We start from the raw sequence: 26,189 nt of genomic DNA, 5'->3' as shown, positions 1-26,189 counted from the left end.
GGTTACCGCGGCTTGGCCAGCGGCCACTGCACGGTCACGCACAGGCCGCCCAGCTGGGCTGAGCGGCTGACCGACACCTGGGCGTTGTAGACCTTGGCAATGCGCCGCACGATCGACCAGCCCAAGCCGCTACCGGTTTGCTCGGTGCCAAGCACCCGGTAAAAGCGCTCTCCCAGGCGCGCCATCTCGGCCTCAGCCAAACCTGGGCCACTGTCTTGCACCTGCAGCATGACCTGGTTTTCGCTCACTTTGACCGACACCGCCACTTTGGCTGCGTCCGGGCTGTAGCGCATGGCGTTGTCAATCAAATTGCGCACCAGCACGCTGGTCAGCATGTCGTCTGCGGCAATGAGGGCGGGCGCGGGGGCGTCAAGCGCCAGCTCTTGTTCACGCCCCAAGGCAATCAGAGCCAGGTCGGCGGCCACACGCTGCGCCAGCGCAGACACATCGACACAGCCGGTGGGGGCGGCGGTGCTGGAAGACTCCAGTCGCGACAGGGTGAGCAACTGCTCCACCAAATGGGTGGCGCGGTCGCAACCGGCCAGGGTGTAGTTCAAAGCCCGGTTGCGCTGCGCGTCGTCTGAACCCGCGCCCAACGCCACTTGGGCTTGGGTGCGAATGGCGGCAATGGGGGTGCGCAGTTCGTGCGCCGCGTCTGCCGTGAAACGGCGCTCTGAAGCCACCATGGTCTGGATGCGCTCAAACAAGGCGTTGAGGGAGTGCACCACCGGTGCAATTTCAGTGGGCACGTCTGGCAGCACCACCGCATCGAGCGTGTGCGGTTGGCGCTGTGCCAGGGTCAGGCTCAAATGCCGCAGCGGCGCCAAGCCATTGCGCACCGCCAGCCAGCCCACCACCGCCAGCAGCGGCAAGGCCGACAGCAAAGGCATCAACACGCCTTTGAGCACAGCCCACAGAATAGCGTCGCGCGATTTGACTTGCTCACCCACAAACACCTGCACATCGCCCTCGCTGCCCTGTGCGGCAAACACCCGCCACGCTGAATCATCAGGCATGCGCACCGTAGAAAAGCCACGTGTTTTGCCAGACATGGGGGTCTTGCCGGCATTGGCCGAGTTCATGGTCAGCACGCCTTCATGAAACACCTGAAATGCCACCCTGGGCGCATATTTGTGCAGTGAAGGCGCATCTTCCACATGGCTGTCTTCTGTGTCGTTTGCGCTCACGTCGTTGCCATGGCCGGTTTGTTGCACTACCAGCAAGGCGGCTGACTGGGCCAAGTGACCATCGAGCAAATCGCCCAGCTCGTCGCTCACATCCACCCAAGTCAAGGCGCCGGCACCCAGCCAGACCAGGGTCACCATCAGCAACAGCAGACTGAGCAAGCGGGCTTGCAAAGATTTCAGGCGGGGCAACAAGGTCATGGGCGGTAGCAGCAGGCCAGGCGCTGGGTCAGGCGGTCAGCTTGGGGCGCAGCAAGGTGTAGCCAATGCCGCGCACGGTTTGGATCAGCTCTGGCTTGAGTTTTTTGCGCAGGTGGTGAATGTGCACTTCCACGGCATTGCTCTCCACCTCATGCCCCCAGCTGTAGAGCTGTTGCTCCAGCTGCTCGCGTGACATGACTCGCCCCACTGCCAGCATCAGCACGTGCAGCAAATCAAACTCTCGGGTCGACAGGGTGACCGGTTGGTCTTCAAACACCACTTGGCGCGCTGCGGGGTTCATTTGAATCGCACCGCAGGTCAGCAGGTCTTGGGTTTGCCCGTGGGCGCGCCGCACCAGCGAGCGCAAGCGCGCGCCCAGCTCGAACAAATCAACCGGTTTGAGCACGTAGTCATCGGCACCCAGGTCTAGCCCTTTGATGCGCTCTGGCACGGCGTCGCGGGCGGTCAACACCAGCACGGGGGTGGTGATTTTTTTGGCTCGGATGGCCTGCAGCACATCCATGCCGTCTTTTTGTGGCAGACCCAAGTCCAGCACAGCGGCCTGGTAGTCGCCACTGCACAACTCGCGCTCTGCCGCTAGGCCATCACGCACCCAGTCCACTTGAAAGCCCTGCTGGCGCAGGCCGGCACGCAGGCCATCCCCCAGCATGGCATCGTCTTCAGCCAACAAAATCCGCATGGTTAACCCTTTGTTTGAAAGTGGTGCATGGTGTTAATCGTCATCGCCACCACGCCAGCCCTGGCTGCCGTAGCGACCTGGGTTGCTGTAACCATGGCCTTCGCTTTGGTAGCCACTACCGCCCTGGGTGTTGACCACTGGGCTTTGCCATTGCAAATACCAAAAACCCAGCACACAGCACACCAGCACCAGCGCCAGCGGCCACCATGACCAACCAATTTTGTCTTTGGACAAGCCTTGCTTGTAGCCGCTGATCATCGAGCCCACCAGGTTTTCGCCTTGCATCACGCTGGCCAGCAACACACCCGCCACATGCACCCCCACCACCGCCAACATCAACCCCGCTGCGCCCTCGTGAATTTCTTTCACGCTGTGGGCTGCGCCATTGAAATACACCCAGCCGGTGTAGACCACCACCAACGTGGCCAGCAGCATCAGCACAATCGACACCGCTCCCAGCGGGTTGTGCCCCACCGAATGTTTGGGCTTGAGCTGGAGCATGTCGCTGGCACATTGCGCCACCGCTTCAGGCCCACGGATGAAACTGGTAAAGCGGGCATAGCGCGTGCCAATCAGCCCCCACACCACCCGAAACGCCACCAAACCCACCATGGTGTAGCCTAAAGTCAGGTGCACGCCCATCAGGCGGTCACTCTCAGACGTGATGTAAGCCCCGGCAAAGCTCAAGGCCAGTAGCCAGTGAAACACCCTGGTAGGTGCATCCCAGACCAGTATTTTGTTGTTGTCGGTCACCATGGCGGCTGAACTTAGTTGGGGATACGAACGCTGTGTTCGTTGAAATCGCCATTTTCAGCACCTTGGTGACATGCCACACAGTTGGAAGGGCTGCCTATGGAGGGACGCGCCCAGGTGCTGTTGTTCACATGCTTGCCGTGTTTGCGCTGAAACCAGTAAGACTCGGTGATGCGGTTTTCAGGTGGCATTTCGCTGACCCGCTTGTAAGTGCCCGCATTGCTGGTCAGGTATTGCGAAATGGCGCTGGCACTGGCTGCGTCAATGGACGCATCGTTGCCAAAGTGTTTGCTCAGATTGGCCATCATGTTCTGCCATGACCCTGCTGGCAACAAACCGGCTGGGTAAGCCATGTGACATGAAGCACATTCGGTTTTGTATTGCGGTGGTGCATTGCTGACCATGCCGCCGCGCGAACCACCGCCCCAGCTACCGCCCCACCAGCGTCCGCCCCCTTCGTCATCATCCGCCCAGGCCGCATGCATGCTGCCGGCGGTGAGCAATAAAACCAAAGAAGTTTTCAGAAGATGGGACAAGCGTGGCATGGGGTTTCTCCAATAAATATACGGTGAAAGTAATGTAGGTTTGAGGGATTAAGCAATTCTTAAGACCTGCCCCATCTGCTTGAAAATTGTGTCACAAACCAAAAAGTCGCAGTATTCTTGCCACCCTTGCCAGACACTCGTGATCAGCATCACCCCATCAACTTCCTGGAGCACCCTATGCTTTTCAAACTCAACGCCCTGCGTCAAACATTCACTGCCATAGCCTGCACCCTGGCCCTGTGCGCTGGCACGGCCAGTCACGCCCAAGTGTGGGGCAGCGCTCCGCAGGACAGCCGCCAAGCGGCTCAAGCCCGGTATGAAGCCGACAAAAAACTTTGCGCCCAAGAAGCCTCACCCGAGGCACGCATTCAATGCCGACGCGATGCCCAAAGCATTTTTGACAACGCCGTGGCCGGCCAACAACCCGGCGTGTACCAAACCCAAAACTACGGCCAGGCGGTCTGTACCGACTGCGGTCGGGTGACCGCGGTGAATGTGTCAGAACAAGGTGGCGTGAATGGCACGGTGGGGATGATTGCTGGCGGTGTGGCCGGTGCCGTGCTGGGGCATCAGGTGGGCGGCGGGTTTGGCAAAGACCTGGCCACCATTGCCGGTGCCGCCGGGGGCGCTTACGCCGGTAAAACCCTGGCCGAGGGCGCAGGTGGCCGCAAGGTCTGGACAGTGAGTGTGCAATACACCGACGGGCGCACCGGCAGCTTCAACTTTGAACAAGACCCTGGCCTGGCGGTAGGCACGGCGGTGAAGAACTCTGGCAATACCTTGGTGCGCAACTAAAGCCCTGTGCGCAAATGGCAAAACGCCCAACCGCCTCAGTAGGCGTTTTGCCCCTGAATCAATGCCAGCGGTGTGAGCAAAATGATTTTCAGGTCGAGCCAAATCGACCAGTGCTCCAGGTAATAGATGTCGTGTTTGATGCGCCCTTCCATTTTGTCGAGCGTTTCGGTGCGACCCCGGTAACCACAGATTTGTGCCCAACCGGTGATGCCGGGTTTGACCTTGTGGCGCAGTGCGTAATGCGGAATCAACTTTTGGTATGCCGCGTTGTGCGACAACGCGTGTGGACGCGGCCCCACAATCGACATGCGCCCTTGCAGCACGTTGATGAACTGCGGCAATTCATCCAAACTGGTTTTGCGCAACAAGCGACCCATCGGGGTCACCCGCGCGTCTTGCGGACAAGCTTGGGTCACGCACCCCTCAGGCTCATGGTGCAGCACCATGGTGCGAAATTTGTAAACCCAGATTTCATCGCCGTTCCAGCCATTGCGTTTTTGTTTGTAAAACACCGGTCCGGGCGAGGTGAGCTTGATGGCGGCAGCTGTGAGCAGCAATACCGGCGCCAGCAACAACAGCATCAAGCTCGCCACGCCATAGTCCAATGCTGCCTTGATCATGCGGCTACTGCCATGCATGGGTGACACCGACGCATCGACCATGGGAATACCGAGGGTGACGCTCATGCCGTGGTTCAAAATTTGGTACATGTGCAAGTCAGGCAGCAGGCGGATGTTGGCCACCGATTGGCTCAAAGCCTGCATCACCGCATCCAGCGCGTCATGGTCGACCATGCGCAAACCGACCCAGACCTCATCAGGCTTGTGCTGGGCATCAAAGGCGGCAATGGCCGCCACATCTGACAAGGCCACCTCGCCCACAATGTCAAAACCGCTCCACGTGGCACCCTTAACGCGCTCGCGCACGGTGTCCAACACCCCGGCATCTCCCACCAACAGCAAGCGCTTGTGCTGATAGCCGGCTCGGCGCATGTGCGCCATGATGAAAAACACAGCCACTCGCCCCAGACACAAGGTGACCATGGTGGTCAGCAACCAAATGACCAGCCAGGCGCGCGAGAACGTGTCAGCCGTGTGGGTCAGTGCCAGCAGCACCAGCAACGCCAGCTAGGCCGTGGACCACCCCAACAACACCCGCCCGACCATCGCAGCCAGCGCGCCGCCAGGCCACATGCGGTAGACCTTGCCTAAAAACAGCGTGGCCAAAACAGCCGTCATCAGGCTCAACAGTTGCTCAGAAGGTGCCGGGCTGACCCATTGCTGATCTGACGCAAAACGCCATTGGTAAGCCAGCCAGCCGCCCAGCCAGATGGCCAAAAAATCAAGCCATTGCACCAGCACACTGGCCAGCGAAGCAGATTTTTTGATGGGGTTGAACATGGTAATGGCAAACTGGCAAGGGCTTGAAAAAATATCTAAGAATTCTAAGGGGGCACCAGCCAAACCCAGCTTCCGTCCAAAGGCGCGCGCCAGGCAATGTGGATAATTGCACGTTGGCGTGACGTTCACGCCATGAATTGCGTGGGATTGACCCCCAAAAGGTAACCAGACATGACTGCCATGAAACCGTTTGAAATTGCTCGGGAAACGCTCAAACAACTGACGCTTCAAAAGTTAGCGCCCACCCCGCTCAATTACCAACGTCTCTACAACAGCATTGCTGAGCTGCCCAATGAGCCCGCTTTCCCTGCAGAGCGGTTGCGCGACATTGCCCTGGCCTTGCCCACCAAAACACCGGGACAGCAAAAGCAGCGTGGCTTGCTTGAGTCTGCCATCAACCAGCTCAATTGGGAGGGGGTCAAAAATGCCTTGATGGCCTACGGCGGTTTCAGCCCCCCCGCGGTTGCGCCCAGCGCACCAGTGGCGGTCTTGGCGCCAACCCCACCACCCGCAGTTGCGCCTGACAGTGTGACGCAGGCCCTCAACCCCACAGCCCCAGCGCTGACGGCTGAATTTTTTGCCCAAATTGCCCGCATGATCGAATACGTGCAACCCGCCTTGGGACAAGACGATGAGCACTTTAAGACGCAAACCCAAACCTTGCTCAGCACCTTGCGCCAGCCCGACACAGATGCGATTGAAGCCAAAAAATTGCTGCAAAACTACAGCAACCGCTTGTCTTTTGCGGCTGAAGACCAGGCTGAAATCAAAACCATGCTGCTCAAGTTGCTGCACTTGATCATTGAAAACATCAGCCACTTGAGCCTGGACGATGGCTGGCTCAAGGGTCAGGTTGATGCCTTGATGGCCGTGTGCGTGCCGCCCATCACACTGCGCCGCTTGGATGATGTGGAGCAACGCCTGAAAGATGTGATCCACAAACAAACCGAGGCCAAAACACAAGCCGTCAAAGCGCAAGAAGACATGCGTCAAATGCTGGCTGCTTTCATTGAGCGGCTAGCCTCCATGACCGAGACCACCAGCGGTTTTCATGCCCAAATGGAGAGCAGCGCCAAGCTGATTGAACAAGCCAAATCGATTGCCGACATTGCCCCCGTGCTGAAAGACGTGGTGGGTGCCACCCGGCACATGGCGCAAGACAGCCTGACCGCCCGCGATGCCTTGCAAGGCATGAAGAAAAAAGTGGAGGCCACCGAAGCCGAGCTCTCCAAACTGCACCAAGAGCTAGACCGCGTCAGCGCCCAAGCCCGGCACGACCCGCTCACCGGGGCACTCAACCGGCAAGGGCTGGACGAAGCCATCAACCGCGAAGTCTCCAAAGTGCGCCGCATGGACACGCCGTTGTGCGTGTCGCTACTGGACATTGACAATTTCAAAAAACTCAATGACACCCTGGGGCACGCCACCGGCGATGTGGCGCTGACCCACCTGGCCAACGTGACCCGTGAGGTGATGCGCCCGCAAGACACATTGGCGCGCTACGGCGGTGAAGAGTTTGTGATTTTGCTGCCCGACACGCCCATCGACAAAGGCATTGAAGCCATGCAGCGCCTGCAGCGCGAGCTGACCAAAAAATTTTTCATGGCAGGCACTGAAAAAGTGTTGATCACCTTCAGTGCCGGTGTCGCCCAGCTACAAGCCGACGAAGCGGGTGCTCAAGCCATCAAGCGCGCCGATCAAGCCATGTATTTGGCCAAGCGCGCTGGTAAAAACCGGGTGTTGGGGGCTTGAACCAAGTCACTTGATGTCCATGACCCACTGGATCATGTACTTGGCCACGAACCCCACCATGCCAAATGCCAAGCCCAGCATCATGACAAAAAAACCAAACTTGCCAGCTTTCGACTCCCATGCCAGCTGCCCAATGATGAACAGCATGTAAAGCATCAGGCCACCAACGCCAAAGGTCATGCCAAAAGCAGCGATTTGTTCTTCTGTATAGCCAAACATGGGCAAGGGTTCTTTCAGGTCTGAGGTTAAGAAACAGTCAACTTTGAGTGTTCTAGCTTAACCTCAGTTCCCTGCCCCTATGAATTGGGTTGCATCTGGCCTTTTTGACCGCGCCCGCCGCCATGCATGCCTTTGGCGCCCTGCGCATGGCCTTGACCCATCATTTCATGTGCATCAAAAGTTTTTTGTTGCTCTGGGGTCAACACAGCATAAAACGCCTTGGTAGCTTCCATGCGCTTGTCCATGGCGGCGGCCATTTCACCCATGCGTTGGGCGCGCATTTCCTTCATTTTGTCCATGCGCTCTGGGGTGGTGAGCTTGGCCATGTCAGCCATGGCAGCAGGCTGTTTGCCCATCATGCCACCTGGGGCTTTGTGCGACTCGGTGAAAGTGGTCCAGGCTGCTTCTTGCGCTGGCGTGAGCTTCAACTGAGCCTTCAACGCAGCATGGCGCTTGTCCATCATGGCCTGCATTTTGGCCGGGTCCATCTTGCCCATGCTGTGCTGTCCCATGCCCTGGCCTTGCATGCCACCCATCATGTCGCACTGCCCTCCACCCATGGGGGAGGCTGAGTAAGCCCAACCAGCAGCCAACAACAAACCAGCGACCAGAGAAATTTTGAGATTCGTTTTCATGATCAAGTCCTTCAAGTTAAAACCGCTGACTCAACATGAGCATCGGTGTGAAATGAATTGTGCGCAGCCTGTGTATCGCGCCTGTGTGTCAACTTCAAAGCTTTGTAAAGTTTTGCCAAGTTTGGAGCCGCTGCAGCCGTGAATTGATGGGATGATCAGCGGCTTTTGTATCCCATTGAGCAAAGGTTTTTTTGTGTTTAAGAACATCATCATGTACCGCATCGTGCCGGGCTGGAGCAGCACCGCCGAAGAAGTTGAAACCCGCTTGCATGACCACCCGTTTGTGGCCTGTGGCGCATCGCAAGAAAAATCTGTGGGCTGGATCGAGCCCCGAGGCGTTGACCACGGACCGCTGCTGGAAGTAGTGGCAGGGCAATGGGTGTTGAAGCTGATGACCGAGACCCGTGCCCTGCCGGCCTCGGTGGTCAACCGCAAAGCCCAGGAGCGGGCGGCGCAGATTGAAGCCACCACCGGACGCAAGCCCGGCAAGAAAGAAACCCGCGACCTCAAAGACGACATTCGCCTGGAACTGCTGCCCATGGCCTTTACCAAACTCTCCAGCACCTGGGTTTGGATTGACCGCGCGGCCAACCTGCTGGTCATGGATGCCAGCAGCCAAGCGCGTGCCGACGAGCTGGTCACGCTGCTGGTGCAATGCCTGCCGGGCTTGGCGCTGGCACTGGTCAACACCCAAACCTCGCCCAGTGCAGCCATGGCCGAGTGGCTGGTCAGCATGGAAGCGCCACAGGGTTTCAGCGTGGACAGGGAGTGTGAGCTGAAAGCCGCAGACGAGTCCAAAGCCGTGGTGCGCTACGCCCGCCACCGACTTGACACCGACGAAGTCAAGCAACACATCGAGGGCGGGAAAATGCCCACCCGCCTGGCCTTGACCTGGAACGACCGCGTGTCATTTGTCTTGACCGAAGGCCTGCAACTGAAAAAAGTGGCTTTTTTGGACGTGGTGTTTGAAGGCGCCAGCGCCAGCAAAGACGATGGCTTTGATGCCGATGTGACCATCGCCACCGGCGAACTGCAGCAAGCTTTGCCGGTCTTATTGGAAGCCTTGGGTGGCGAAATGCAGGCTTAGGGCGCGTCCTTGACCAGCCTCGTAACCCAAAAAAGGCGGCCAAAGCCGCCTTTTTGACGCCTGATGGCGCTTACTTCTTCATTGAACAGGTATTGAAACCAAAAATGGCGTAGGGCGGACACCAGCCGATAGCACCCGTGGCCAGCGGCACCACGCCCAACCAACCCCAGACACCAATGGTGCCCATGAGGGTCAAGCCAAGCAACACCAGCCCCAGCACAATGCGCAAGATGCGGTCAATACCGCCAACATTTGATTTCATAAAAAGTCCTTGAATAAACAGGTTAAAGAGAAAACAGCCTGCGTATTACACCTGTCCGAACCCCTAGGGTCTGTGACTCAAGTCACCCAGCCAAGGCACGCAAAGCGGCGCCGTTGATGATCTGAATCTGCTCTCGCCCCAAGCTGACCCAGCCTTCGCGCTCAAAGCGGCGCAGCAAACGGGTCACGATTTCGCGCACTGTGCCCAGCTCGTCGGCCAAACTTTGGTGGGTGATACGCAACTGCTGGCCGTGCCCCAGCAGTGCCGCAGCCAGGCGACGGTCGAGCTTTTGAAACGCCACAGCATCCACCAAAGCGGTCAAGTCGGCCATGCGATCAGCAAACAAGCCCAGCACGTCGTTGCGAAACGCCGGGGTTTCCAGCCAACGTTTGAACAGCGCCACCCCAATCAGCATCAACGTGCTGGGCTTGGTGGTGATGCCGCAAGCCGACAGCGGCTGCGCCCGAAACAGGCTGGCGCTAGAGACCAGACACAACTCACCGGGCACCACGCGGTACAGCTCCAGCGAACGCCCGTCGTCTGAGTTGCGCGACACCTTGATCTCGCCTTGCAGCACCAGAGGGAAACCCTGGCAGGGTGCGTTTTCGCTAAAAAGCACGGTTTGGGCGGGCACCTCAAACGATGCCAGCCCAGACTCCGGCGCCGCAGGCTGCGGCTGCACCTGCGCCAGCGATGGGTACAAGTGCACCAGCTGCGCGGTCCAATCCAGGCCAGACATGCGCTCAGGCAACGGTAAAACCTTCTTCGGCAATGGCTTTTGCCAACGCCTCGCGCGGCTGCGTGGAGGTCACCTCCACCCGGTTGGCATGGCGGTCTGCCTGCACTTCAGCGCTGCGGTCTAACAGGCGCACTGCCCGCACCACGGTTTTCTCGCAATGCTCACAGGTCATGCCCGTCACCGTAAATATCTGCTTCATCTCAAATCCTTCGAAAATAGCGGTTTATCTGAGAAGACTATTGTGACCTTTTCACCCCGCTGCTTCACCACCCACCATGACATCACCTCAAAACCCCAGCACCCTGCGCATTGACATTGGCATTCACGGCATGACCTGCGCCTCGTGCGTGGGTCGAGCCGAGCGGGCGTTGAAAAAAGTTCCTGGCGTGACCGAAGTCAGCGTCAACCTGGCCACCGAATCGGCGCGTGTTGTGGTCAATGCCTCCGAGCAGATAGAAGCCCGGCTCAGGCGTGCCGTGCGTGATGCCGGGTATGAGCCAGTGGCCGCCAATGCCGCCATTGATGCCCCCAGCGCATCCAACTGGGCGGGGTTTGCCCCGGTGGCGCTGGGTCTGCTGCTGTCCATGCCGCTGATGCTGCCCATGCTGGGGGGCTTGTGGGGGCAACACTGGATGCTGCCAGCCTGGCTGCAGTTTGCTTTGGCCACCCCGGTGCAGTTTATTTTGGGGGCGCGGTTTTATAAGGCTGGTTGGCACTCACTCAAGTCGCTCAGTGGCAACATGGACTTGCTGGTGTCACTGGGCACCACTGCGGGCTGGCTGCTGTCGGTGTGGCTGTGGCTCAGCAGCGCGCCTGGGGCTCAGCCGCATTTGTACTTTGAAGGCTCGGCTGTGGTCATTACCCTGGTACTGCTGGGCAAGTGGCTTGAAGCACGCGCCAAACGCCAAACCACCTCGGCCATTCGCGCGCTGCATGCGCTGCGACCCGACACCGCGCACCTGCTGGGGCTTGACGGCGAAGTGGATGTGCCCATCGACGAGGTGCTGGCGGGTGACGAACTGGTGGTGCGCCCCGGCGAGCGTTTTGCCGTCGATGGCGTGGTGCTTGAAGGCCAAACCCAGGTCGATGAGTCGATGCTGACCGGCGAACCTCTGCCGGTGGCCAAAACCGTTCAAGACAAGGTCACCGGGGGCACACTCAATGGCGACGGCCGGGTGGTGATTCAGGTCAAGGCCACCGGGGTCGACACCGTGTTGGCGGGCATCATTGCGCTGGTGGAAGACGCGCAAGCCGCCAAGGCACCCATTCAGCGCTTGGTCGACAAGGTCAGCGCAGTGTTTGTGCCGGTGGTGCTGGGGTTGGCGCTGCTGACGCTGCTGGGCTGGCTGGCACACGGGCTGGCGTTTGAGCTGGCCGTCATCAACGCGGTCACCGTGCTGGTGATTGCCTGCCCCTGCGCACTGGGTCTGGCCACACCTGCCGCCATCATGGCCGGCACCGGGGTAGCCGCACAAAATGGCATTTTGATCAAAGACGCGCAGGCGCTGGAGCTGGCGCACAAGGCCGACGTGGTGGTGTTTGACAAAACCGGCACGCTCACCGTGGGGCAAGCCCGGCTGACCGAGGTGGTTCCCATGGCGGGCACCGATGCCGCCAGCGTACTGAGCGTGGCGGCGTCCCTGCAAAGCGGCAGCAGCCACCCGCTGGCACGCGCTGTGATGCTGCACGCCGCTGCGCAGCACATCAGCTGGCCAGCCGTGACCCAGTTGCAAACCACGCCCGGCAAAGGCCTGCGCGGCTGGGTAGACGGTGGCGACTACATGCTGGGCAGCCTGCGCTGGATGCAAGAGCTGAACCTGCCCCTGGGTGACTTGGCTGACCACGTGCACAGGCTGCAAAACGCTGGCCATTCTTTGGCGCTGTTGGCGCAGCAGACCCCGGCGGGGCGCCAGGCCTTGGCCGTGTTGGCCTTTGGCGACGAGCCCAAACCCAATGCCAGCACGGCACTGGACACGCTGCGGACGCGGGGCTTGCGCGTGATGATGCTCTCTGGCGACCACCGCAGTGCCGCCCTGGCCATGGCCCAACAGGTGGGGCTGCAGCCGGATGAAGTCATCAGCGACGTGCTGCCCGGCGACAAAGCCCACCACATCAGCCAACTCAAAGCCCAGGGACACACCGTGGTCATGGTCGGCGACGGGGTCAACGACGCACCCGCGCTGGCCGCGGCCGATGTCGGCATGGCCATGGCCAACGAAGGCGGCGGCACCGACGTGGCCATGCACGCGGCCGGCATCACCCTGATGCGTGGCGACCTGGCCTTGGTGGCCGCGGCGCTGGACATTTCAGACCGCTGCGTGGCCAAAATCAGGCAAAACCTGTTTTGGGCGTTCATCTACAACGTGGCAGGCATTCCGCTGGCCGCCTTGGGGTACCTGAACCCCGTGCTGGCCGGTGCCGCCATGGCCATGAGTTCGGTGAGTGTGATGAGCAACGCCTTGCTGCTCAAGCGCTGGAAACTGCCAGCCACCAAAGCGGTGGGCTAGAAATTGAAAGGCATGGGCGCTGCCCACAGCTTCTCCACCGTGGCATCGCCCGCCAGATAAGCACGCAACATGGGCAGCGCATCCAGCCCCCAAAAGAGTTTGCCGTCTACCTGAAACGAGGGCACACCAAACACCCCGTCGGCCAAGGCCTGCGCGGTGTTGGCCTGTAGCTGCGCTTTGACTGCCGCGCTGGCGGGGTCACGCAACGGTGCCAGCCAGGCACTCACCTGCTGCAGACGCTGCCCATCTGCCGCATCGGCACCACCCTGCCAGACATGCCGAAACAAGGTCTCGCAGACCTGGCGGTTGGCCAAGCCGTCTTGCCCACAGGCCACGGCCAGACGCAACAATCCCAAAGGGTTGAACGGATGCTGGGCGGGCAACTGCAGCGCCACCTGATGCTGCTGCGCCAGCCAAAGCACCTGGCGGTAAGTCCATTCCCGCTTTCCCACAATCTGTGCCGGGCCGCGCTGTCCGTGGTGCTTGAGCAAGCCCGCAAACAAAATGGGGCGGTAGCTCACCTGATAGCTCAAGCCCATCAGGGCTTGCGGCAACGCCTCAAACGCCAGGTAGGCATAGGGCGAAATGAAGTCAAGGTCAAACGTGATGTGTTTCATGGTTCAGGTCTTACGTTCTGAAGGTATGGCCTTACAAGCCCTCAGCGTCAAACAGCGCCGCTTCTGCCGCTGCCAGCCGTGGCGCCACCCGGGCTTCAATGGCTTGCCAGATGCGCCGCTTCTGGGCTTCATCTGCACCACCCCACACGGTGATTTCATCGAGCGTGCGCAGGCAACCTTGGCACAAGCCACTGGCCTCATCCATGTGGCATACCGACATGCATGGCGAGGGCAAACCTTGTGCATACTTTTGGCCTCTAGCGCTTATATCGCGTGCAGTAGCAGCTATGTAAATCATAGCTTTAGGCGAAAAACTCATGACATCTCCCGGGCACCTGGTCAGGCGCACCGTTGGGTCAACAAGGCCTTGGCCACGCGCGAAGCGGTGTCGCGGCCCAAAAATTGGCTGATGAACTGCCCAGCGTCCATCAGCTGGTCCAGGTCGATGCCGGTGTCAATGCCCATGCCATGCAGCATGTACACCACGTCTTCGGTGGCCACATTGCCGGTGGCACCCTTGGCATAAGGGCAGCCGCCCAGCCCGGCCACCGACGACTGAAAGTTCCACACCCCCAGCTGCAGCGCCGCCAAGGTGTTGGCCAGCGCCTGGCCATAGGTGTCATGAAAATGGCCAGACACGTGGTCAAGGTCAAAGTGCTTCAGCGCCGCGTCCAGGGCGCGCTGCACCTTCAGCGGCGTGCCTACGCCAATGGTGTCAGCCACATCCACACGCTGCACGCCAATGCTTTTCATCAAGCCCGCCAAAGTGCTCACCCGCTCGGGCGCAATCTCGCCCTCATAGGGGGAACCCACCGTGCAACTCATCGCCCCGCGCACGCCTATGCCAGCGGCCAGCGCGGCCGCCACCACCGGCGCAAAGCGCTCAATGCTTTGCGCCATCGAGCAATTGATGTTTTTCTGGCTAAATGCCTCGCTGGCCGCACCAAACACCACAATTTCATCGGGCGCGCTGGCCAGCGCCGCCTGAAAGCCTTGCAGATTGGGGGTCAGCACCGAATAGCGCACCCCCGCCTGGCGCACCAAGCCGGCCATCACCTGCGCGTTGTCGGCCATTTGTGGCACCCATTTGGGCGACACAAAACTGGTCACCTCAATCTCTTTCAGTCCCGCCGCTTGCAAGCGCTGCACCAGCGCTACCTTGACTGCGGTGGGCACCATTTGCTTTTCGTTTTGCAGGCCATCTCGTGGGCCGACATCAATCAAGCGAACATGCGAAGGAAGGGACATGAGGCAACTTTCTGGTTGAACTTGTGGGGCTGGAGTCGTGCACGACGTAGCCGTTGTGTGCAGATTATGCCGACGGATGCGCTGGCTGCCTGGGTAACTTTGGCGACAATCCAAGCCATGAACAAGTCACCTACCCCCCTCCAAACCCTGACGCTGACCCGCCCTGACGACTGGCATCTGCATGTGCGCGACGCTGCCGCCCTGGCGGCCGTGGTGCCGCACACCGCCGCCCAATTTGGCCGCGCCATCATCATGCCCAACCTGCGCCCACCCGTCACCACCACCGCGCAAGCCTTGTCTTACAAGGCGCGCATTCAAGCTGCGGTGCCCGCAGGCCAGCACTTTGAACCGCTCATGACGCTGTACCTCACAGACACCTTGGCGCCCGACGAAATTGCGCGCGCCCAAGCCGCCGGTGTGGTGGCCGTCAAGCTTTACCCAGCCGGCGCCACCACCCACAGCGATGCGGGTGTAACTGCTCTGCGCCACACTTACCCCACGCTCGAAGCCATGCAACGTGCCGGCCTGCCGCTGCTGGTGCATGGCGAAGTGACCACCCCAGAGGTGGACTTGTTTGACCGCGAAGCCGTCTTCATTGACACCCAGCTGATGCCACTGCGGCGAGATTTTCCTGAGCTGAAAATTGTGTTTGAACACATCACCACCCAAGACGCCGCTGACTATGTGCGCGAATCCGACCGTTTTGTGGCCGCCACCCTGACCGCGCACCACCTGCTGTTCAACCGCAACGCCATCTTCACCGGTGGCCTGCGCCCCCACTACTACTGCCTGCCCGTGCTCAAGCGCGAAACCCATCGCCAGGCACTGCTGGCAGCAGCCACCAGCGGCAACCCCAAGTTTTTTCTGGGCACCGACAGCGCGCCACACCCGGTACACCTGAAAGAACACGCCAGCGGCTGCGCCGGCTGCTACACCGCCCACGCAGCCATGGAGCTTTATGCCCAAGCCTTTGACGCGCAGGGCGCATTGGACCGGCTTGAAGCCTTTGCCAGCTTTCACGGTGCCGACTTTTACGGCCTACCCCGCAACACCGGCACCCTGACCCTGCGCCGCGAAAGTTGGACCCCGCCCGAGAGCTACCCGTTTGGCGAAGCCCTGCTCAAACCCCTGGGTGGTGGCGAACCCTTGCCCTGGCGTGTGGTTTGAAACAGCGTTACTTTCAACATTGATGCCATCAAAATGAAAAATCTGGCTTCACCTCAATTGGCTCTTTTGATTGACGCTGACAATTTATCGCCGAATGAGGTTGCAAACGTTTTCAAATACCTGACCCTCAAGGGTTATCAACTTCCCATTCGACGTGCGTACGGTGGACTCGAAAAGCTCACCGGCATGAAAGATGTCCTTCGTGAACACGCTGTGAGAGCCTTGGTTAATCAGGGCAAAGGCACCACGGATGTTTCTTTGACAATTGATGCCATGGACTTGCTCCACAGTTTGCACCTACCAGCAACAGTTGCCATTGTTTCAAGTGATGCAGACTTTGCGCCACTGGCCTTGCGACTGCGTGAATCGGGTCACCGAGTACTTTGTTTTGCCAATCACCTCAACTCAAACCCTCATGCGTTGGCTATCGCCTATGACGAGGTTGTTTTTGTGGACGACTTGACCCAAATGGACGGCAATTTCACGGCATCGTCCTCGAAAGACAAGTCTGCAAATCGCCTCATTCCACATCAAGTCGTCAAAGATGCGGTTGATTCAAAGGCTGAAAAACTTGATTCCCAAGCAGCCCAGTCACCTCAGTTGAGCGTGAAGCATCCAGCATTGGCACAACCCAAACCCTCATTAGAGATGCCAACAAAGGGAGCGAGCAAGGCGACTGCCGCTCAAACAGATGACCCTGCAGCAGTCAAACTTATTCTTGAGGTGCTGCCCGGTTGGCTTGCGAATACAGTTAAAAATTTGAATCAAATTGGCAGTCCTTTGCGCGCCAGTGGCATCGCCAAAGGAAGCAAACCATTGCATGAATTGTTTCGAAAACACCCCAGTTATTTCAAGGTTGTTCCGACTACCGGTCCAGCCAAGCAAATCAAACTTCTGAAGCTACCTGTTTGACCATTGGAATCTTCCCTGGATATGCACTCGCCTTGACTTCAGATGCATTAACGAAGATTGACTGGCAAGCCCCCTGGCTGCAGCCATGGCAGGCGTTGGGACAGGCCACGGCGGCACAGGTGCTGACGGGAACGCCGCAACCAGAGGCACTCAACACCATGGCGCAAAGGCTTTGGCCAGACCCGTGCACACGCCCGATGCACTTTGTGCCGCAAACGGCCTTGCCCGCAGGCATGGCCTATGAGCGCTGTATTTTTGAGCAGCACGCCTGCCCCACCCGCGAGGGGCGGCATGATTTTTTCAACGGCTTGGCCTGGCTGCTTTTTCCCCACACCAAGCGCCGCCTGAACCAGCTGCACATGACCCAGTTGCAAGCGGCGGACGTGGCGCACAGCGGCGTGGCCACAGTGCGTGGCGCAACGCGTGATGCCTTGACGGTGTTTGATGAAAATGCAGCCGTGCTGTGTGCGCCCGATGCGCTGTGGCAGGCGTTAGCGGCCAAAGACTGGCAAGCGGTGTTTGGCACCCTGGCTCCGCTGTGGCATCAGTCCCGACTGGTGCTGTTTGGCCACGCCCTCTTGGAAAAACTGGTTTACCCAAGAAAACCTATCACAGCCCATGTCATTCCTGCACCACTAGCTATTCAATCTATAGTGGATTTAGACACCTGGCTGGCGCACTACCTCAGCGCAGACCAGCTTGCAGGCAAGCCTTTTGCACACCTGCCGGTGCTGGGTGTGCCCGGCTGGTGGCCTGCCAACACGCAGCCTGACTTCTATGCCGACCGCAGCGTGTTCAGGCCACCACGGCAGCCAGCACCCAGGCTTGAAGCGAAGCGCCTCTGAAAATCAATCGGCTTGCTTGCGCAGGAAGGCCGGGATTTCAAAGTCGTCCATGCCACCACTGGACAAAGCATCAACCTTGGCCGCAGCGCTGGTGCGGTCGTGCGGACGGCGCCACACGCTGGGGGTGTTCATGCCGCCGTAGTCGGGTTGCATGCGCCCTGCTGCAGGCGTTGCTGCCATGGCCGAGCCGGCACTGGCCGACATCGGCGTGCCCATGGGGCTGACCACGGTGAACGGCACGTCGTCTGTGCCGGTGCGGCGCTGCTCGGTGGGCAACACCTGCAGCTTGGGGCGGGTGCGACTCAAACCGGTGGCCACCACGGTGACGCGAATGGCCTCGCCCAGCGAGTCGTCATGTGCGGTGCCGTAAATCACGTTGGCATCTTCGTGGGCAAAGGCCCGAATGGTGCTCATGGCCAAGCCAGATTCGCGCAATTTAAGCGAGCCTTTGGCGGCCGAAATCAACACCAGCACGCCCTTGGCACCAGACAAATCCACCCCTTCCAGCAGCGGGCAGGCCACCGCCTGCTCGGCGGCAATGCGGGCGCGATCAGGGCCGGTGGCCTGGGCGGTGCCCATCATGGCCTTGCCTGGCTCGCCCATGACGGTGCGCACGTCTTCAAAATCGACGTTCACATGGCCTTTGACGTTGATGATCTCGGCAATGCCGCCCACGGCGTTTTTCAGCACATCATTGGCACTGGCAAAAGCTTCTTCTTCAGAGGCGTCCTCGCCCAGAACTTCTTGCAGTTTTTCATTCAACACCACAATCATCGAGTCCACATTGGCTTCAAGCTCAGCCAAACCGGCCTCGGCATTTTTCATGCGCTTGTTGCCCTCAAAACTGAAAGGTTTGGTGACCACGCCCACGGTCAAAATGCCCATTTCCCGCGCCACCCGCGCAATCACGGGTGCAGCACCCGTACCAGTGCCGCCGCCCATGCCCGCAGTAATGAACAACATGTGGGCACCCTCAATGGCCGAGCGGATGGCCTCCACGGCAAGTTCAGCCGCCTCGCGCCCGCGCTCAGGCACACCGCCGGCACCCAAGCCGGTCTTGCCCAGCGGAATGACGCAATGGGCACCCATGCCGTCAAGCACCTGGGCATCGGTATTGGCACAAATGAACTCCACCCCGCGTACGGCGCTGGCAATCATGTGCCCCACGGCGTTGCCGCCGCCGCCGCCCACGCCAATGACTTTGATCTGGGTACCTTGGTTAAATGCTTCTTCGTCGATGAGTTCAATAGGCATGGTGTGCTCCTTGGGAAATGAAATTTAAAAATTGAAAAAGGGGTAAGCAATGGGTTGTAAAAAAATGTCTGAGCACCACGGGGCGCCATCGTCGTGGCGGGCCAGCGCAGGGCAGGTGATGCAGTTCAAGCGGTAATATCATGGTCAAAAGTTCCCTACCAACCAGTCCTTGATCGAGCCAAAGGCGGACTTCATGGAGCCGTTTTTTTGTGACACCTTGAAACCGCGCAAACGCGCTAAGCGCGCCTCTTCCATCAAGCCCATGACCGTGGCCGCACGCGGCTGCGCCACCATGTCAGACAAGGCACCGCGGTATTTGGGAATGCCCCGGCGCACCGGTTTCAAAAAGATGTCTTCACCCAGCTCGACCATGCCCGGCATGATGGCGCTGCCGCCCGTGAGCACAATGCCGCTGGAGAGCACTTCTTCAAAGCCCGACTCGCGAATCACCTGGTGCACCAGGCTGAAAATTTCTTCCACCCGGGGTTCAATCACACCCGCCAGCGCCTGGCGGCTGAGCATGCGCGGGCCACGGTCGCCCAGGCCAGGCACCTCGACCTGGGCTTCGGGGTCGGCCAGCAGCTGCTTGGCGTAGCCGTTTTCAACCTTGATCTCTTCCGCGTCTTTGGTGGGGGTGCGCAGCGCCATGGCAATGTCGCTGGTGATCAGGTCACCGGCAATGGGTATCACCGCAGTGTGGCGAATGGCGCCATTGGTAAAGATGGCCAGGTCGGTGGTGCCCGCACCAATGTCCACCATGGCCACGCCCAGCTCACGCTCGTCTTCGGTCAGTACCGCCAGGCTGCTGGCCAGGGGGTTGAGCATGAGTTGCTCCACCTCCAGGCCGCAGCGGCGCACGCATTTGATGATGTTTTCAGCGGCACTTTGGGCGCCGGTGACGATATGCACCTTGGCCTCCATGCGGATGCCACTCATGCCAATCGGCTCTTTCACGTCTTGCCCGTCAATGATGAACTCTTGCGGCTCCACCAGCAGCAAGCGCTGGTCGGTGCTGATGTGGATGGCCTTGGCGGTTTCCACCACCCGCGCCACATCTGCCGCCGTAACCTCGCGGTCTTTGATGGCCACCATGCCCTGGGAATTCATGCCGCGAATGTGGCTACCGGTGATGCCGGTGTAGACCCGGGTGATCTTGCAGTCGGCCATCAGCTCGGCTTCTTTCAGCGCTTGCTGAATGCTTTGCACCGTGGCGTCGATGTTGACCACCACGCCGCGCTTCAAGCCGTTGCTGGGCGCCACGCCCAGGCCGGCCAGTTTCAAACTGCCGTCAGGCATGACCTCAGCCACCACCACCATCACCTTGGCGGTGCCGATGTCGAGCCCCACGACCAAATCTTTGTACTCTTTTGCCATTACGTCACCTGTTGCTTTTGCTTGAATTTTTATCAATCGTGTCGAGCGTGCTGACCCCATCGAGCTTGATGGCGTAGCCGTCGGTATGGCGTAAATCGGCCGAGGCCAGTTGTTCAACGCTGCGGCCGTAGCGCGCGCTGGCTTGGGTCACTGTGCCCAAAAAGCGCTCTAGCCGCGCCACCAGCTCAGGCGTGCTGCCGCTGCCCAGCTCCAGCACCGTGCCGGTGTCAAGCTCAGCACGCCAGCTGCCCCGGGCCGACTGCTCCAGCACCGTCAACGTCAAGTCCATGCGTGCCAGCAGCGGCGTTAGGGTGCGCTGCATTGCCAACACCTCGGCGCTTTGGCCACTGGGGCCGTTCAGGCGCGGCAAGTTGTCGCTTTCAAGCTCGCCCACATTGGCTTCAAACACTTCGCCAAAGCTGTTGACCAGGCGTGAGTCGCCCGCCTCGCCCCAGAAGGCCACCGCTTGATGCTCTTGCAGTTGCACCTTGAGCCGGTTGGGGAAATCGCGCCGCACCACCGCTTGACGTACCCACGGCATGGTCTCAAACACCTGGCGCGCCGCAGCCACATCCAGCGTGAAAAAAGTCCCTTGCAAGCGCGGCATCACGTTGGCCTTGAGCGTGAGCGCGTTGTAGTGCGCCACATCACCCACCACCGTGACCCCGCGAATATTGAACACCGGCAAGCGCATCACCCAGGCCAGCAAGGCGCCCAGCAACACCAGAGCCAGCAGCGCAAACAGGGCGCTGCCTGCGGCCTGCATCAGTCTGACATCCAGTGGCAAGGGCTTGGTGTGGCTCATACGGCGGCGTAGTCCAAGCTGGCCAGGCGCAGCACCTGCAGACAAAGTTCGGGGTAGCTGATGCCGGCGTGTTGTGCTGACATCGGCACCAGCGAATGGCTGGTCATGCCCGGGCTGGTGTTGATCTCCAGCAGGTAGGGCGCGCGCGTGGCGGCGTCAATCATCACGTCAGCACGCGCCCAGCCACGGCAACCCAGGCTGTGGTAGGCCTTCAGCACCAGCGCCTGGATGTGCGCCTCTTCTCCTGGGGGCAAGCCGCACGGCAGCAGGTAGCGGGTGTCGTGGGTGAAATATTTGGCTTGGTAGTCATAGTTGCCATCAGGCGTCTGGATGCGGATCACCGGCAGGGCATGCGCCTGCGCCCCGCTGCCCAGCACCGGCACAGTCACCTCATCCCCGGCAATGAACTGCTCACACAACACATCGTCATGGGCGTTGGCGGCCAGGGCAAAGGCGGCGTCACATTGCGCCGCTGAAGTGACCTTGGTCAGGCCGATGGTGGAGCCCTCGCGTGCGGGTTTCACAATCATGGGGCAGCCCAGCTCGGCCAACGCCGCATGGGTGGCTGCGGCGCTGTCCACCGTGCGCCAGGCCGGCGTGGGCAACCCGGCGGCTTGCCACAGGCGCTTGGTCATTTGCTTGTCAATGGCCATGGCAGAAGTCATCACGCCCGGCCCGGTGTAAGGAATGCCCAGCAATTCCAGCGCACCTTGCACCGTGCCATCTTCGCCAAAGCGGCCATGCAGGGCAATGAAGCAGCGGGTGAACCCCTCACGCTTGAGGTCACCCAAGTCGCGTTGTGCGGGGTCGAATGGGTGCGCATTGACGCCCAGACTTTGCAGCGCCTGCAACACGCCCGAGCCTGACATGAGCGACACCTCGCGCTCAGCCGAGGCGCCCCCCAGCAGCACCGCCACTTTTTCAGAATTGATAAGAAATTGACCCATAGCCCTTGTCCTTATTGCGTAAGTAGCTCTGTATTTTGTAGCATCATGGCAACCTTGCCAGCCACTGCACCAATCGAGCCTGCGCCCATGCACAGCACCACGTCGCCGTCTTGGGCGGTCTCCACAATGGCTTGCGGCAGGGCTGCCACATCGTCTACAAACACCGGCTCGACCTTGCCCGCCACGCGCAGCGCACGCGCCAGACTGCGCCCGTCAGCCGCCACAATGGGCGCTTCACCGGCGCTGTAGACCTCGGTCAGCAGCACCGCATCGGCCAGCGCCATGACCTTGACAAAGTCATCGAAACAGTCGCGTGTGCGGGTAAAGCGGTGTGGCTGAAACGCCAGCACCAGGCGCCGCCCGGGAAACGCGCCACGCGCCGCAGCCAGGGTAGCGGCCATCTCGACCGGGTGGTGGCCATAGTCTTCCACCAGGGCAAACGCGCCACCCGCCGCGGCGGACAACTCACCGTGGCGCTGAAAGCGCCGCCCGACACCTTTGAAGCTGGCCAGCGCACGCAGTACCGCGGCATCGTCAATACCCAGTTCCACCGCCACCGCAATGGCCGACAAGGCGTTGAGCACGTTGTGCCGCCCCGGCAAGTTCAGCACCACCTGCAGGTCAGGCAGCACCACGCCATTGCGCCGCTGCACGGTGAAGTGCATTTGGCCGCCCACGGCACGCACTTCCACCGCGCGCACCTCAGCGCCCTCGTCAAAGCCGTAGCTGGTGATCGGGCAGGTGACGTGCGGCACGATGCTGCGCACCGCCGGGTCATCGGTGCACAGAATAGCCGTGCCGTAAAAAGGCATCTTGTGCAGAAAATCCACAAACGCCTTTTTGAGCCGCTCAAAGTCGTGGCCATAGGTTTCCATGTGGTCGGCGTCGATGTTGGTCACCACCGCCATCACTGGCAACAGGTTCAGAAACGACGCATCAGACTCATCGGCCTCCACCACAATGTGGTCGCCCTGGCCCAGACGGGCGTTAGCGCCGGCGCTGTTGAGGCGGCCACCAATCACAAATGTGGGGTCCAGCTGGGCTTCAGCCAGCACGCTGGCGACCAGGCTGGTGGTGGTGGTTTTGCCATGGGTCCCGGCAATGGCAATGCCTTTTTTCAGGCGCATCAACTCAGCCAGCATCAGGGCGCGCGGCACCACGGGAATGCGGTTGTGCCGGGCGGCCACCACCTCGGGGTTGTCGGCCTGCACCGCGGTCGAAGTGACCACTGCGTCAGCACCGCTGATGTGCTCTGCCGCATGACCCAAGCAGGTGCGAATGCCCAGGCTTGCCAGACGCTGCAAGGTGGCGCTGTCGGCCTGGTCTGAACCGGATATGGTGTAGCCCAGGTTGAACAAAATCTCGGCAATGCCGGACATGCCGACACCACCAATGCCGACAAAGTGGATGTGTTGAATGGCGTGTTTCATGCGGTTGGAGCCATAGGAGTTTGATGTTTTTTGATCACAGCGCCAGCGCCTCACACGCCTGAACCAGCACCTCAACCGCCTCAGTTTTTTGAAGCTTTTTGGCCTCTAGCGCTTTATTCATAAGCGTAACACGCTCTGTTTTTAGTAGCATATCAGCCAACCCAGTGGCAGACAGTTGGCTTTGTGGCAGCAGCCAGGCGGCACCCGCGTCAGACAAAAACCGGGCATTGCCGGTCTGGTGGTCATCGACCGCAAACGGAAACGGCACCAGCACCGCGGCGGCACCCACGGCGGCCAGTTCGGTCACCGTGCTGGCACCAGCGCGGCACAGCACCAGGTCGGCCTCGGCAAACGCTTGGGCGGTGTCGTCAATGAACGGGGTCAAGGTGGCGGCCACGCCAGCGGCGGCGTAGTTGGCACGCAAGGCCTCAATTTGCTTGGCACCGCTTTGGTGGGTGACCTGCGGGCGCTGCTCGGCGGGCAACAGAGCCAGCGCTTGCGGCACCACGTCGTTGAGCGCTTTGGCACCCAAACTGCCCCCCACCACCAACAGCTTCAAGGCGCCTGCTCGTCCGGCAAAACGCTGCGCCGGGTCGGGCTGGTTCAAAAAGGCGGCACGCAAGGGGTTGCCCACCCACTGCGCGCCTTTGAGCACATGGGGGAAAGCGGTGAACACCCGGTCGGCCACACCGGCGAGTACCTTGTTGGCCAGCCCAGCCACCGAATTTTGTTCATGCAGAATCAATGGCTTGCCCAGCAGCACGCTCATCATGCCGCCCGGAAAGCTGATGTAACCGCCCAGGCCAATCACCACATCGGGCTGCACCCGGCGCACCAGGCGCAGGCTTTGCCAAAAGGCTTTGAGCAAGCGCAGCGGCAGCAGCGCCAGCGTCAGCACGCCCTTGCCGCGCACACCACCAAAGTCAATCGACTCAAATGCAAAACCCGCCTTGGGCACGATCTGGCTTTCCATGCTGGGCTGGCCGGGGCTGCCGCTGCCGCCAAACCAGTGCACACGCCAGCCCCGCTCGCGCAGCGCTTGCGCCACGGCCAAACCCGGAAAAATGTGGCCGCCGGTACCGCCGGCCATGATCAAGGCGCACTTGCTCATAGCCTGCCCCCATGCATCATGGCGCGGTTCTCGGCATCAATGCGCAGCACCACGGCAATGGCCGCCAGGTTGATCAAGATGGCGGAGCCGCCGTAACTCATCAAAGGCAGGGTCAACCCCTTGGTGGGCAGCGCGCCCAGGTTCACACCCATGTTGATGAAGGCCTGAAAACCCATCCACACCGCCACGCCTTGCGCCACCAAACCGGCAAACACGCGGTCTAGCGCAATGGCTTGGCGGCCAATGTGCATCATGCGGCGCACCAGCCAGAAAAACAGCCCAACCACCAGCACCACACCCACCAGACCAAACTCTTCGCCGATCACGGCCAGTAAAAAATCGGTGTGGGCTTCTGGCAACCAGTTGAGTTTTTCCACACTGCCGCCCAGCCCCACGCCCCAAATTTCACCCCGGCCAATGGCGATCAGCGAATGGGTGAGTTGGTAACCTTTGGCCAGTGCATTGGTTTCGCTCCACGGGTCAAGGTAGGCAAAAATGCGCTCGCGCCGCCATGGGCTGGCAGCAATGATGGCGGCAAAAGCGCCCATCAGCACAAACGAGATCAAGAAAAACATGCGGGCGTTGACCCCCCCCAAAAACAAGATGCCCATGGCAATCACAGCGATTACCATGAACGCACCCATGTCGGGCTCGGCCAGCAGCAGCCCGCCCACCAAGGCGGTGGCCAGCCCCATGGGCCAGACCGCACGGATGAAGTTTTCACGCTCTTTCATCTTGCGCACCATGTAGTCAGCGGCATACAGCAGCATGGTGAACTTGGCCAGCTCTGACGGTTGAAAACTCAAGGGGCCCAAGCCGATCCAGCGCCGTGCGCCATAGACCACCTTGCCGATGCCTGGAATCAGCACCAGCAGCAGCAACACCAGCGACAGCACAAACAGTGGGCGCGCCATTTTTTCCCACACTTTGAGCGGCACCTGGTAAGCCACCAGCGCCCCCACCCCCGCCAAAAACAGCCACAGCGCATGGCGCACCAGGAAATAAGTGGAGGTGTATTTGGCGAAACGCGGGTTCTCGGGCATGGCAATCGAGGCCGAGTAAACCATCACCAGCCCCCACAGCAACAGCGCCACCGTGACCCACACCAGATTCACATCAAAGTCTTGCACCTGGCTGGGTGTGGCTTGGGTGGCGCGCTGGTGGCGCAGCCCCAAGCGCACCGGCAGCACCTCGCTGGTGGCCGACTTGGCACACCCCCAAACGCTGCCCAATTGCGCCAGACGGCCAAACAAAGAGCTCGCCACCTGGCTCATGGCTCACCTTCCAGCAGCACACCAGCCTCTAGCGCCAGGTCGTGCACCGCTTGCACAAAGACGCGGGCGCGGTGCTCGTAATCGTTAAACATGTCAAAGCTGGCACAGGCAGGTGACATCAGCACCGCATCGCCCGACTTGGCTTGCCCCGCGGCCAGGGTGACGGCAGCAGGCATGTCAGGCGCATCGAGCAGCGGCACAGGGGTGGCAGCCAGCGCGGCACGAATCAGCGGTGCATCGCGCCCGATCAGCACCACCGCGCGCACAAAGCGGCTCACCGGGTCGGCCAATGGGCTGAAGTCTTGCCCCTTGCCCTCGCCGCCCAAAATCAGCACCACCTTGCGGTCGGCGCCCAGGCCGTGCAAAGCGGCCACAGTGGCGCCGACATTGGTGCCTTTGCTGTCGTCAAAAAATTCAACATCGCGC

General features: G+C 60.4%; 28 protein-coding genes and 1 pseudogene. 7 read left to right on the top strand and 22 right to left on the bottom strand.

The features are described 5' to 3' along the window. Positions 1-2 precede the first annotated feature (2 nt). The 4 genes from PHT20_RS10620 to PHT20_RS10605 are packed head-to-tail and all read right to left on the bottom strand — an operon-like array spanning position 3 to position 3,383. The gene (locus tag PHT20_RS10620; protein WP_301020497.1) at positions 3-1,385 is read right to left on the bottom strand and encodes an ATP-binding protein; all 1,383 of its coding nucleotides are present in this window, start codon (positions 1,383-1,385) and stop codon (positions 3-5) included. Between the two features lie 28 nt (positions 1,386-1,413). After that, positions 1,414-2,085 carry a winged helix-turn-helix domain-containing protein gene (locus PHT20_RS10615; RefSeq protein ID WP_301020496.1) on the bottom strand — a complete coding sequence of 224 codons (672 nt, stop codon included), beginning with the start codon at positions 2,083-2,085 and terminating at the stop codon, positions 1,414-1,416. Positions 2,086-2,118: 33 nt separating this feature from the next. Continuing rightward, on the bottom strand, positions 2,119-2,841 hold the full coding sequence (locus PHT20_RS10610; protein WP_301020495.1) for a cytochrome b/b6 domain-containing protein: 723 nt from the start codon (positions 2,839-2,841) through the stop codon (positions 2,119-2,121). A gap of 11 nt (positions 2,842-2,852) precedes the next feature. Then, positions 2,853-3,383, bottom strand: coding sequence for a cytochrome C (locus PHT20_RS10605; RefSeq protein WP_301020494.1), 531 nt, complete (start codon positions 3,381-3,383; stop codon positions 2,853-2,855). Between the two features lie 177 nt (positions 3,384-3,560). On the opposite strand from PHT20_RS10605, the gene PHT20_RS10600 reads away from it, so the two are divergent. Then, positions 3,561-4,178: a glycine zipper 2TM domain-containing protein gene (locus PHT20_RS10600; RefSeq protein ID WP_301020493.1), complete on the top strand. Its 618-nt coding sequence runs from the start codon at positions 3,561-3,563 to the stop codon at positions 4,176-4,178. 35 nt (positions 4,179-4,213) lie between these two features. On the opposite strand, the gene PHT20_RS10595 is transcribed toward PHT20_RS10600, so the two are convergent. Together PHT20_RS10595 and PHT20_RS10590 are read right to left on the bottom strand one after the other, a co-directional pair. Beyond that, the gene (locus PHT20_RS10595; protein ID WP_301020508.1) at positions 4,214-5,239 is read right to left on the bottom strand and encodes an undecaprenyl-phosphate glucose phosphotransferase; all 1,026 of its coding nucleotides are present in this window, start codon (positions 5,237-5,239) and stop codon (positions 4,214-4,216) included. 66 nt (positions 5,240-5,305) lie between these two features. Then, the gene (locus tag PHT20_RS10590; protein WP_301020492.1) at positions 5,306-5,578 is read right to left on the bottom strand and encodes a hypothetical protein; all 273 of its coding nucleotides are present in this window, start codon (positions 5,576-5,578) and stop codon (positions 5,306-5,308) included. Between the two features lie 171 nt (positions 5,579-5,749). On the opposite strand from PHT20_RS10590, the gene PHT20_RS10585 reads away from it, so the two are divergent. Then, a complete protein-coding gene (locus PHT20_RS10585) occupies positions 5,750-7,330 on the top strand; it encodes a GGDEF domain-containing protein (RefSeq protein WP_300086451.1) in 1,581 nt (526 codons plus the stop codon). A gap of 6 nt (positions 7,331-7,336) precedes the next feature. Here the strand turns inward: PHT20_RS10585 and PHT20_RS10580 are convergent, their stop codons facing one another. Beyond that, on the bottom strand, positions 7,337-7,549 hold the full coding sequence (locus PHT20_RS10580; protein ID WP_300086448.1) for a DUF2788 domain-containing protein: 213 nt from the start codon (positions 7,547-7,549) through the stop codon (positions 7,337-7,339). Between the two features lie 77 nt (positions 7,550-7,626). After that, positions 7,627-8,184, bottom strand: a complete 558-nt coding sequence (locus PHT20_RS10575; protein ID WP_300086445.1) for a Spy/CpxP family protein refolding chaperone — start codon at positions 8,182-8,184, stop codon at positions 7,627-7,629. Between the two features lie 193 nt (positions 8,185-8,377). Between PHT20_RS10575 and PHT20_RS10570 the strand changes: the two genes are divergently transcribed. Further along, positions 8,378-9,271 carry a recombination-associated protein RdgC gene (locus PHT20_RS10570; RefSeq protein ID WP_300086443.1) on the top strand — a complete coding sequence of 298 codons (894 nt, stop codon included), beginning with the start codon at positions 8,378-8,380 and terminating at the stop codon, positions 9,269-9,271. 70 nt (positions 9,272-9,341) lie between these two features. On the opposite strand, the gene PHT20_RS10565 is transcribed toward PHT20_RS10570, so the two are convergent. The 3 genes from PHT20_RS10565 to PHT20_RS10555 form a co-directional block, all read right to left on the bottom strand. Beyond that, complete coding sequence (locus tag PHT20_RS10565; RefSeq protein ID WP_300086440.1) at positions 9,342-9,533, bottom strand: DUF2892 domain-containing protein; 192 nt, start codon at positions 9,531-9,533, stop codon at positions 9,342-9,344. An 82-nt stretch (positions 9,534-9,615) separates the two neighbouring features. Further along, positions 9,616-10,272, bottom strand: a complete 657-nt coding sequence (locus tag PHT20_RS10560) for a Crp/Fnr family transcriptional regulator (protein WP_300086437.1) — start codon at positions 10,270-10,272, stop codon at positions 9,616-9,618. A gap of 4 nt (positions 10,273-10,276) precedes the next feature. Beyond that, positions 10,277-10,471 carry a heavy-metal-associated domain-containing protein gene (locus PHT20_RS10555; protein WP_300086434.1) on the bottom strand — a complete coding sequence of 65 codons (195 nt, stop codon included), beginning with the start codon at positions 10,469-10,471 and terminating at the stop codon, positions 10,277-10,279. 76 nt (positions 10,472-10,547) lie between these two features. On the opposite strand from PHT20_RS10555, the gene PHT20_RS10550 reads away from it, so the two are divergent. Continuing rightward, positions 10,548-12,779: a heavy metal translocating P-type ATPase gene (locus PHT20_RS10550; RefSeq protein WP_300086432.1), complete on the top strand. Its 2,232-nt coding sequence runs from the start codon at positions 10,548-10,550 to the stop codon at positions 12,777-12,779. Here PHT20_RS10550 and PHT20_RS10545 read toward each other — a convergent pair. The 3 genes from PHT20_RS10545 to PHT20_RS10535 are packed head-to-tail and all read right to left on the bottom strand — an operon-like array spanning position 12,776 to position 14,644. Then, a complete protein-coding gene (locus PHT20_RS10545; RefSeq protein WP_300086429.1) occupies positions 12,776-13,396 on the bottom strand; it encodes a 2-hydroxychromene-2-carboxylate isomerase in 621 nt (206 codons plus the stop codon). The genes PHT20_RS10550 and PHT20_RS10545 overlap by 4 nt on opposite strands. Before the next feature lie 31 nt (positions 13,397-13,427). Beyond that, on the bottom strand, positions 13,428-13,715 hold the full coding sequence (locus PHT20_RS10540) for a DUF1289 domain-containing protein (RefSeq protein ID WP_301020491.1): 288 nt from the start codon (positions 13,713-13,715) through the stop codon (positions 13,428-13,430). Between the two features lie 20 nt (positions 13,716-13,735). Continuing rightward, positions 13,736-14,644 (bottom strand): hydroxymethylglutaryl-CoA lyase, encoded by a 909-nt coding sequence (locus PHT20_RS10535; protein ID WP_300086424.1) that lies wholly within the window; start codon positions 14,642-14,644, stop codon positions 13,736-13,738. Between the two features lie 117 nt (positions 14,645-14,761). Between PHT20_RS10535 and pyrC the strand changes: the two genes are divergently transcribed. From pyrC to PHT20_RS10520, 3 genes are read left to right on the top strand one after another with little or no spacing between them, the layout of a single operon-like run. Continuing rightward, positions 14,762-15,811 (top strand): dihydroorotase, encoded by a 1,050-nt coding sequence (gene pyrC, locus PHT20_RS10530; protein WP_300088492.1) that lies wholly within the window; start codon positions 14,762-14,764, stop codon positions 15,809-15,811. A 33-nt stretch (positions 15,812-15,844) separates the two neighbouring features. Then, a complete protein-coding gene (locus PHT20_RS10525; RefSeq protein WP_300088486.1) occupies positions 15,845-16,723 on the top strand; it encodes an NYN domain-containing protein in 879 nt (292 codons plus the stop codon). Between the two features lie 32 nt (positions 16,724-16,755). Beyond that, the gene (locus tag PHT20_RS10520; RefSeq protein ID WP_300088488.1) at positions 16,756-17,568 is read left to right on the top strand and encodes a DUF3025 domain-containing protein; all 813 of its coding nucleotides are present in this window, start codon (positions 16,756-16,758) and stop codon (positions 17,566-17,568) included. Positions 17,569-17,571: 3 nt separating this feature from the next. Here PHT20_RS10520 and ftsZ read toward each other — a convergent pair whose 3' ends face one another. The 8 genes and pseudogenes from ftsZ to PHT20_RS10480 form a co-directional block, all read right to left on the bottom strand. Next, positions 17,572-18,822 carry a cell division protein FtsZ gene (gene ftsZ, locus PHT20_RS10515; RefSeq protein WP_301020490.1) on the bottom strand — a complete coding sequence of 417 codons (1,251 nt, stop codon included), beginning with the start codon at positions 18,820-18,822 and terminating at the stop codon, positions 17,572-17,574. A gap of 144 nt (positions 18,823-18,966) precedes the next feature. Continuing rightward, entirely contained in the window at positions 18,967-20,196 is a 1,230-nt protein-coding gene (gene ftsA, locus PHT20_RS10510; RefSeq protein ID WP_300088093.1) for a cell division protein FtsA, read from the bottom strand. Positions 20,197-20,200: 4 nt separating this feature from the next. Beyond that, positions 20,201-21,001: a cell division protein FtsQ/DivIB gene (locus PHT20_RS10505; RefSeq protein ID WP_300088095.1), complete on the bottom strand. Its 801-nt coding sequence runs from the start codon at positions 20,999-21,001 to the stop codon at positions 20,201-20,203. Beyond that, the gene (locus PHT20_RS10500) at positions 20,998-21,948 is read right to left on the bottom strand and encodes a D-alanine--D-alanine ligase (RefSeq protein WP_300088097.1); all 951 of its coding nucleotides are present in this window, start codon (positions 21,946-21,948) and stop codon (positions 20,998-21,000) included. Before PHT20_RS10500 ends, PHT20_RS10505 begins: the two co-directional genes overlap by 4 nt. An 11-nt stretch (positions 21,949-21,959) precedes the next feature. Continuing rightward, complete coding sequence (gene murC / locus PHT20_RS10495) at positions 21,960-23,378, bottom strand: UDP-N-acetylmuramate--L-alanine ligase (protein ID WP_300088099.1); 1,419 nt, start codon at positions 23,376-23,378, stop codon at positions 21,960-21,962. Positions 23,379-23,412: 34 nt separating this feature from the next. Beyond that, on the bottom strand, positions 23,413-24,489 hold the full coding sequence (gene murG / locus PHT20_RS10490; protein WP_301020489.1) for an undecaprenyldiphospho-muramoylpentapeptide beta-N-acetylglucosaminyltransferase: 1,077 nt from the start codon (positions 24,487-24,489) through the stop codon (positions 23,413-23,415). Continuing rightward, entirely contained in the window at positions 24,486-25,763 is a 1,278-nt protein-coding gene (gene ftsW / locus PHT20_RS10485; RefSeq protein ID WP_301020488.1) for a putative lipid II flippase FtsW, read from the bottom strand. The genes murG and ftsW overlap by 4 nt, the downstream gene beginning before the upstream one ends. Continuing rightward, positions 25,760-26,189 (bottom strand): annotated as a pseudogene (locus PHT20_RS10480) (UDP-N-acetylmuramoyl-L-alanine--D-glutamate ligase); the annotation flags it as partial. The pseudogene PHT20_RS10480 and the gene ftsW, both read right to left, overlap by 4 nt.

It is taken from the genome of Rhodoferax sp. (genome assembly GCF_028715765.1).
Taxonomy (GTDB): Bacteria; Pseudomonadota; Gammaproteobacteria; order Burkholderiales; family Burkholderiaceae_C; genus Rhodoferax.
The sequence above is the reverse complement of the archived record's forward strand: the minus strand, read 5'-3'. Positions and strand labels throughout refer to the sequence as shown.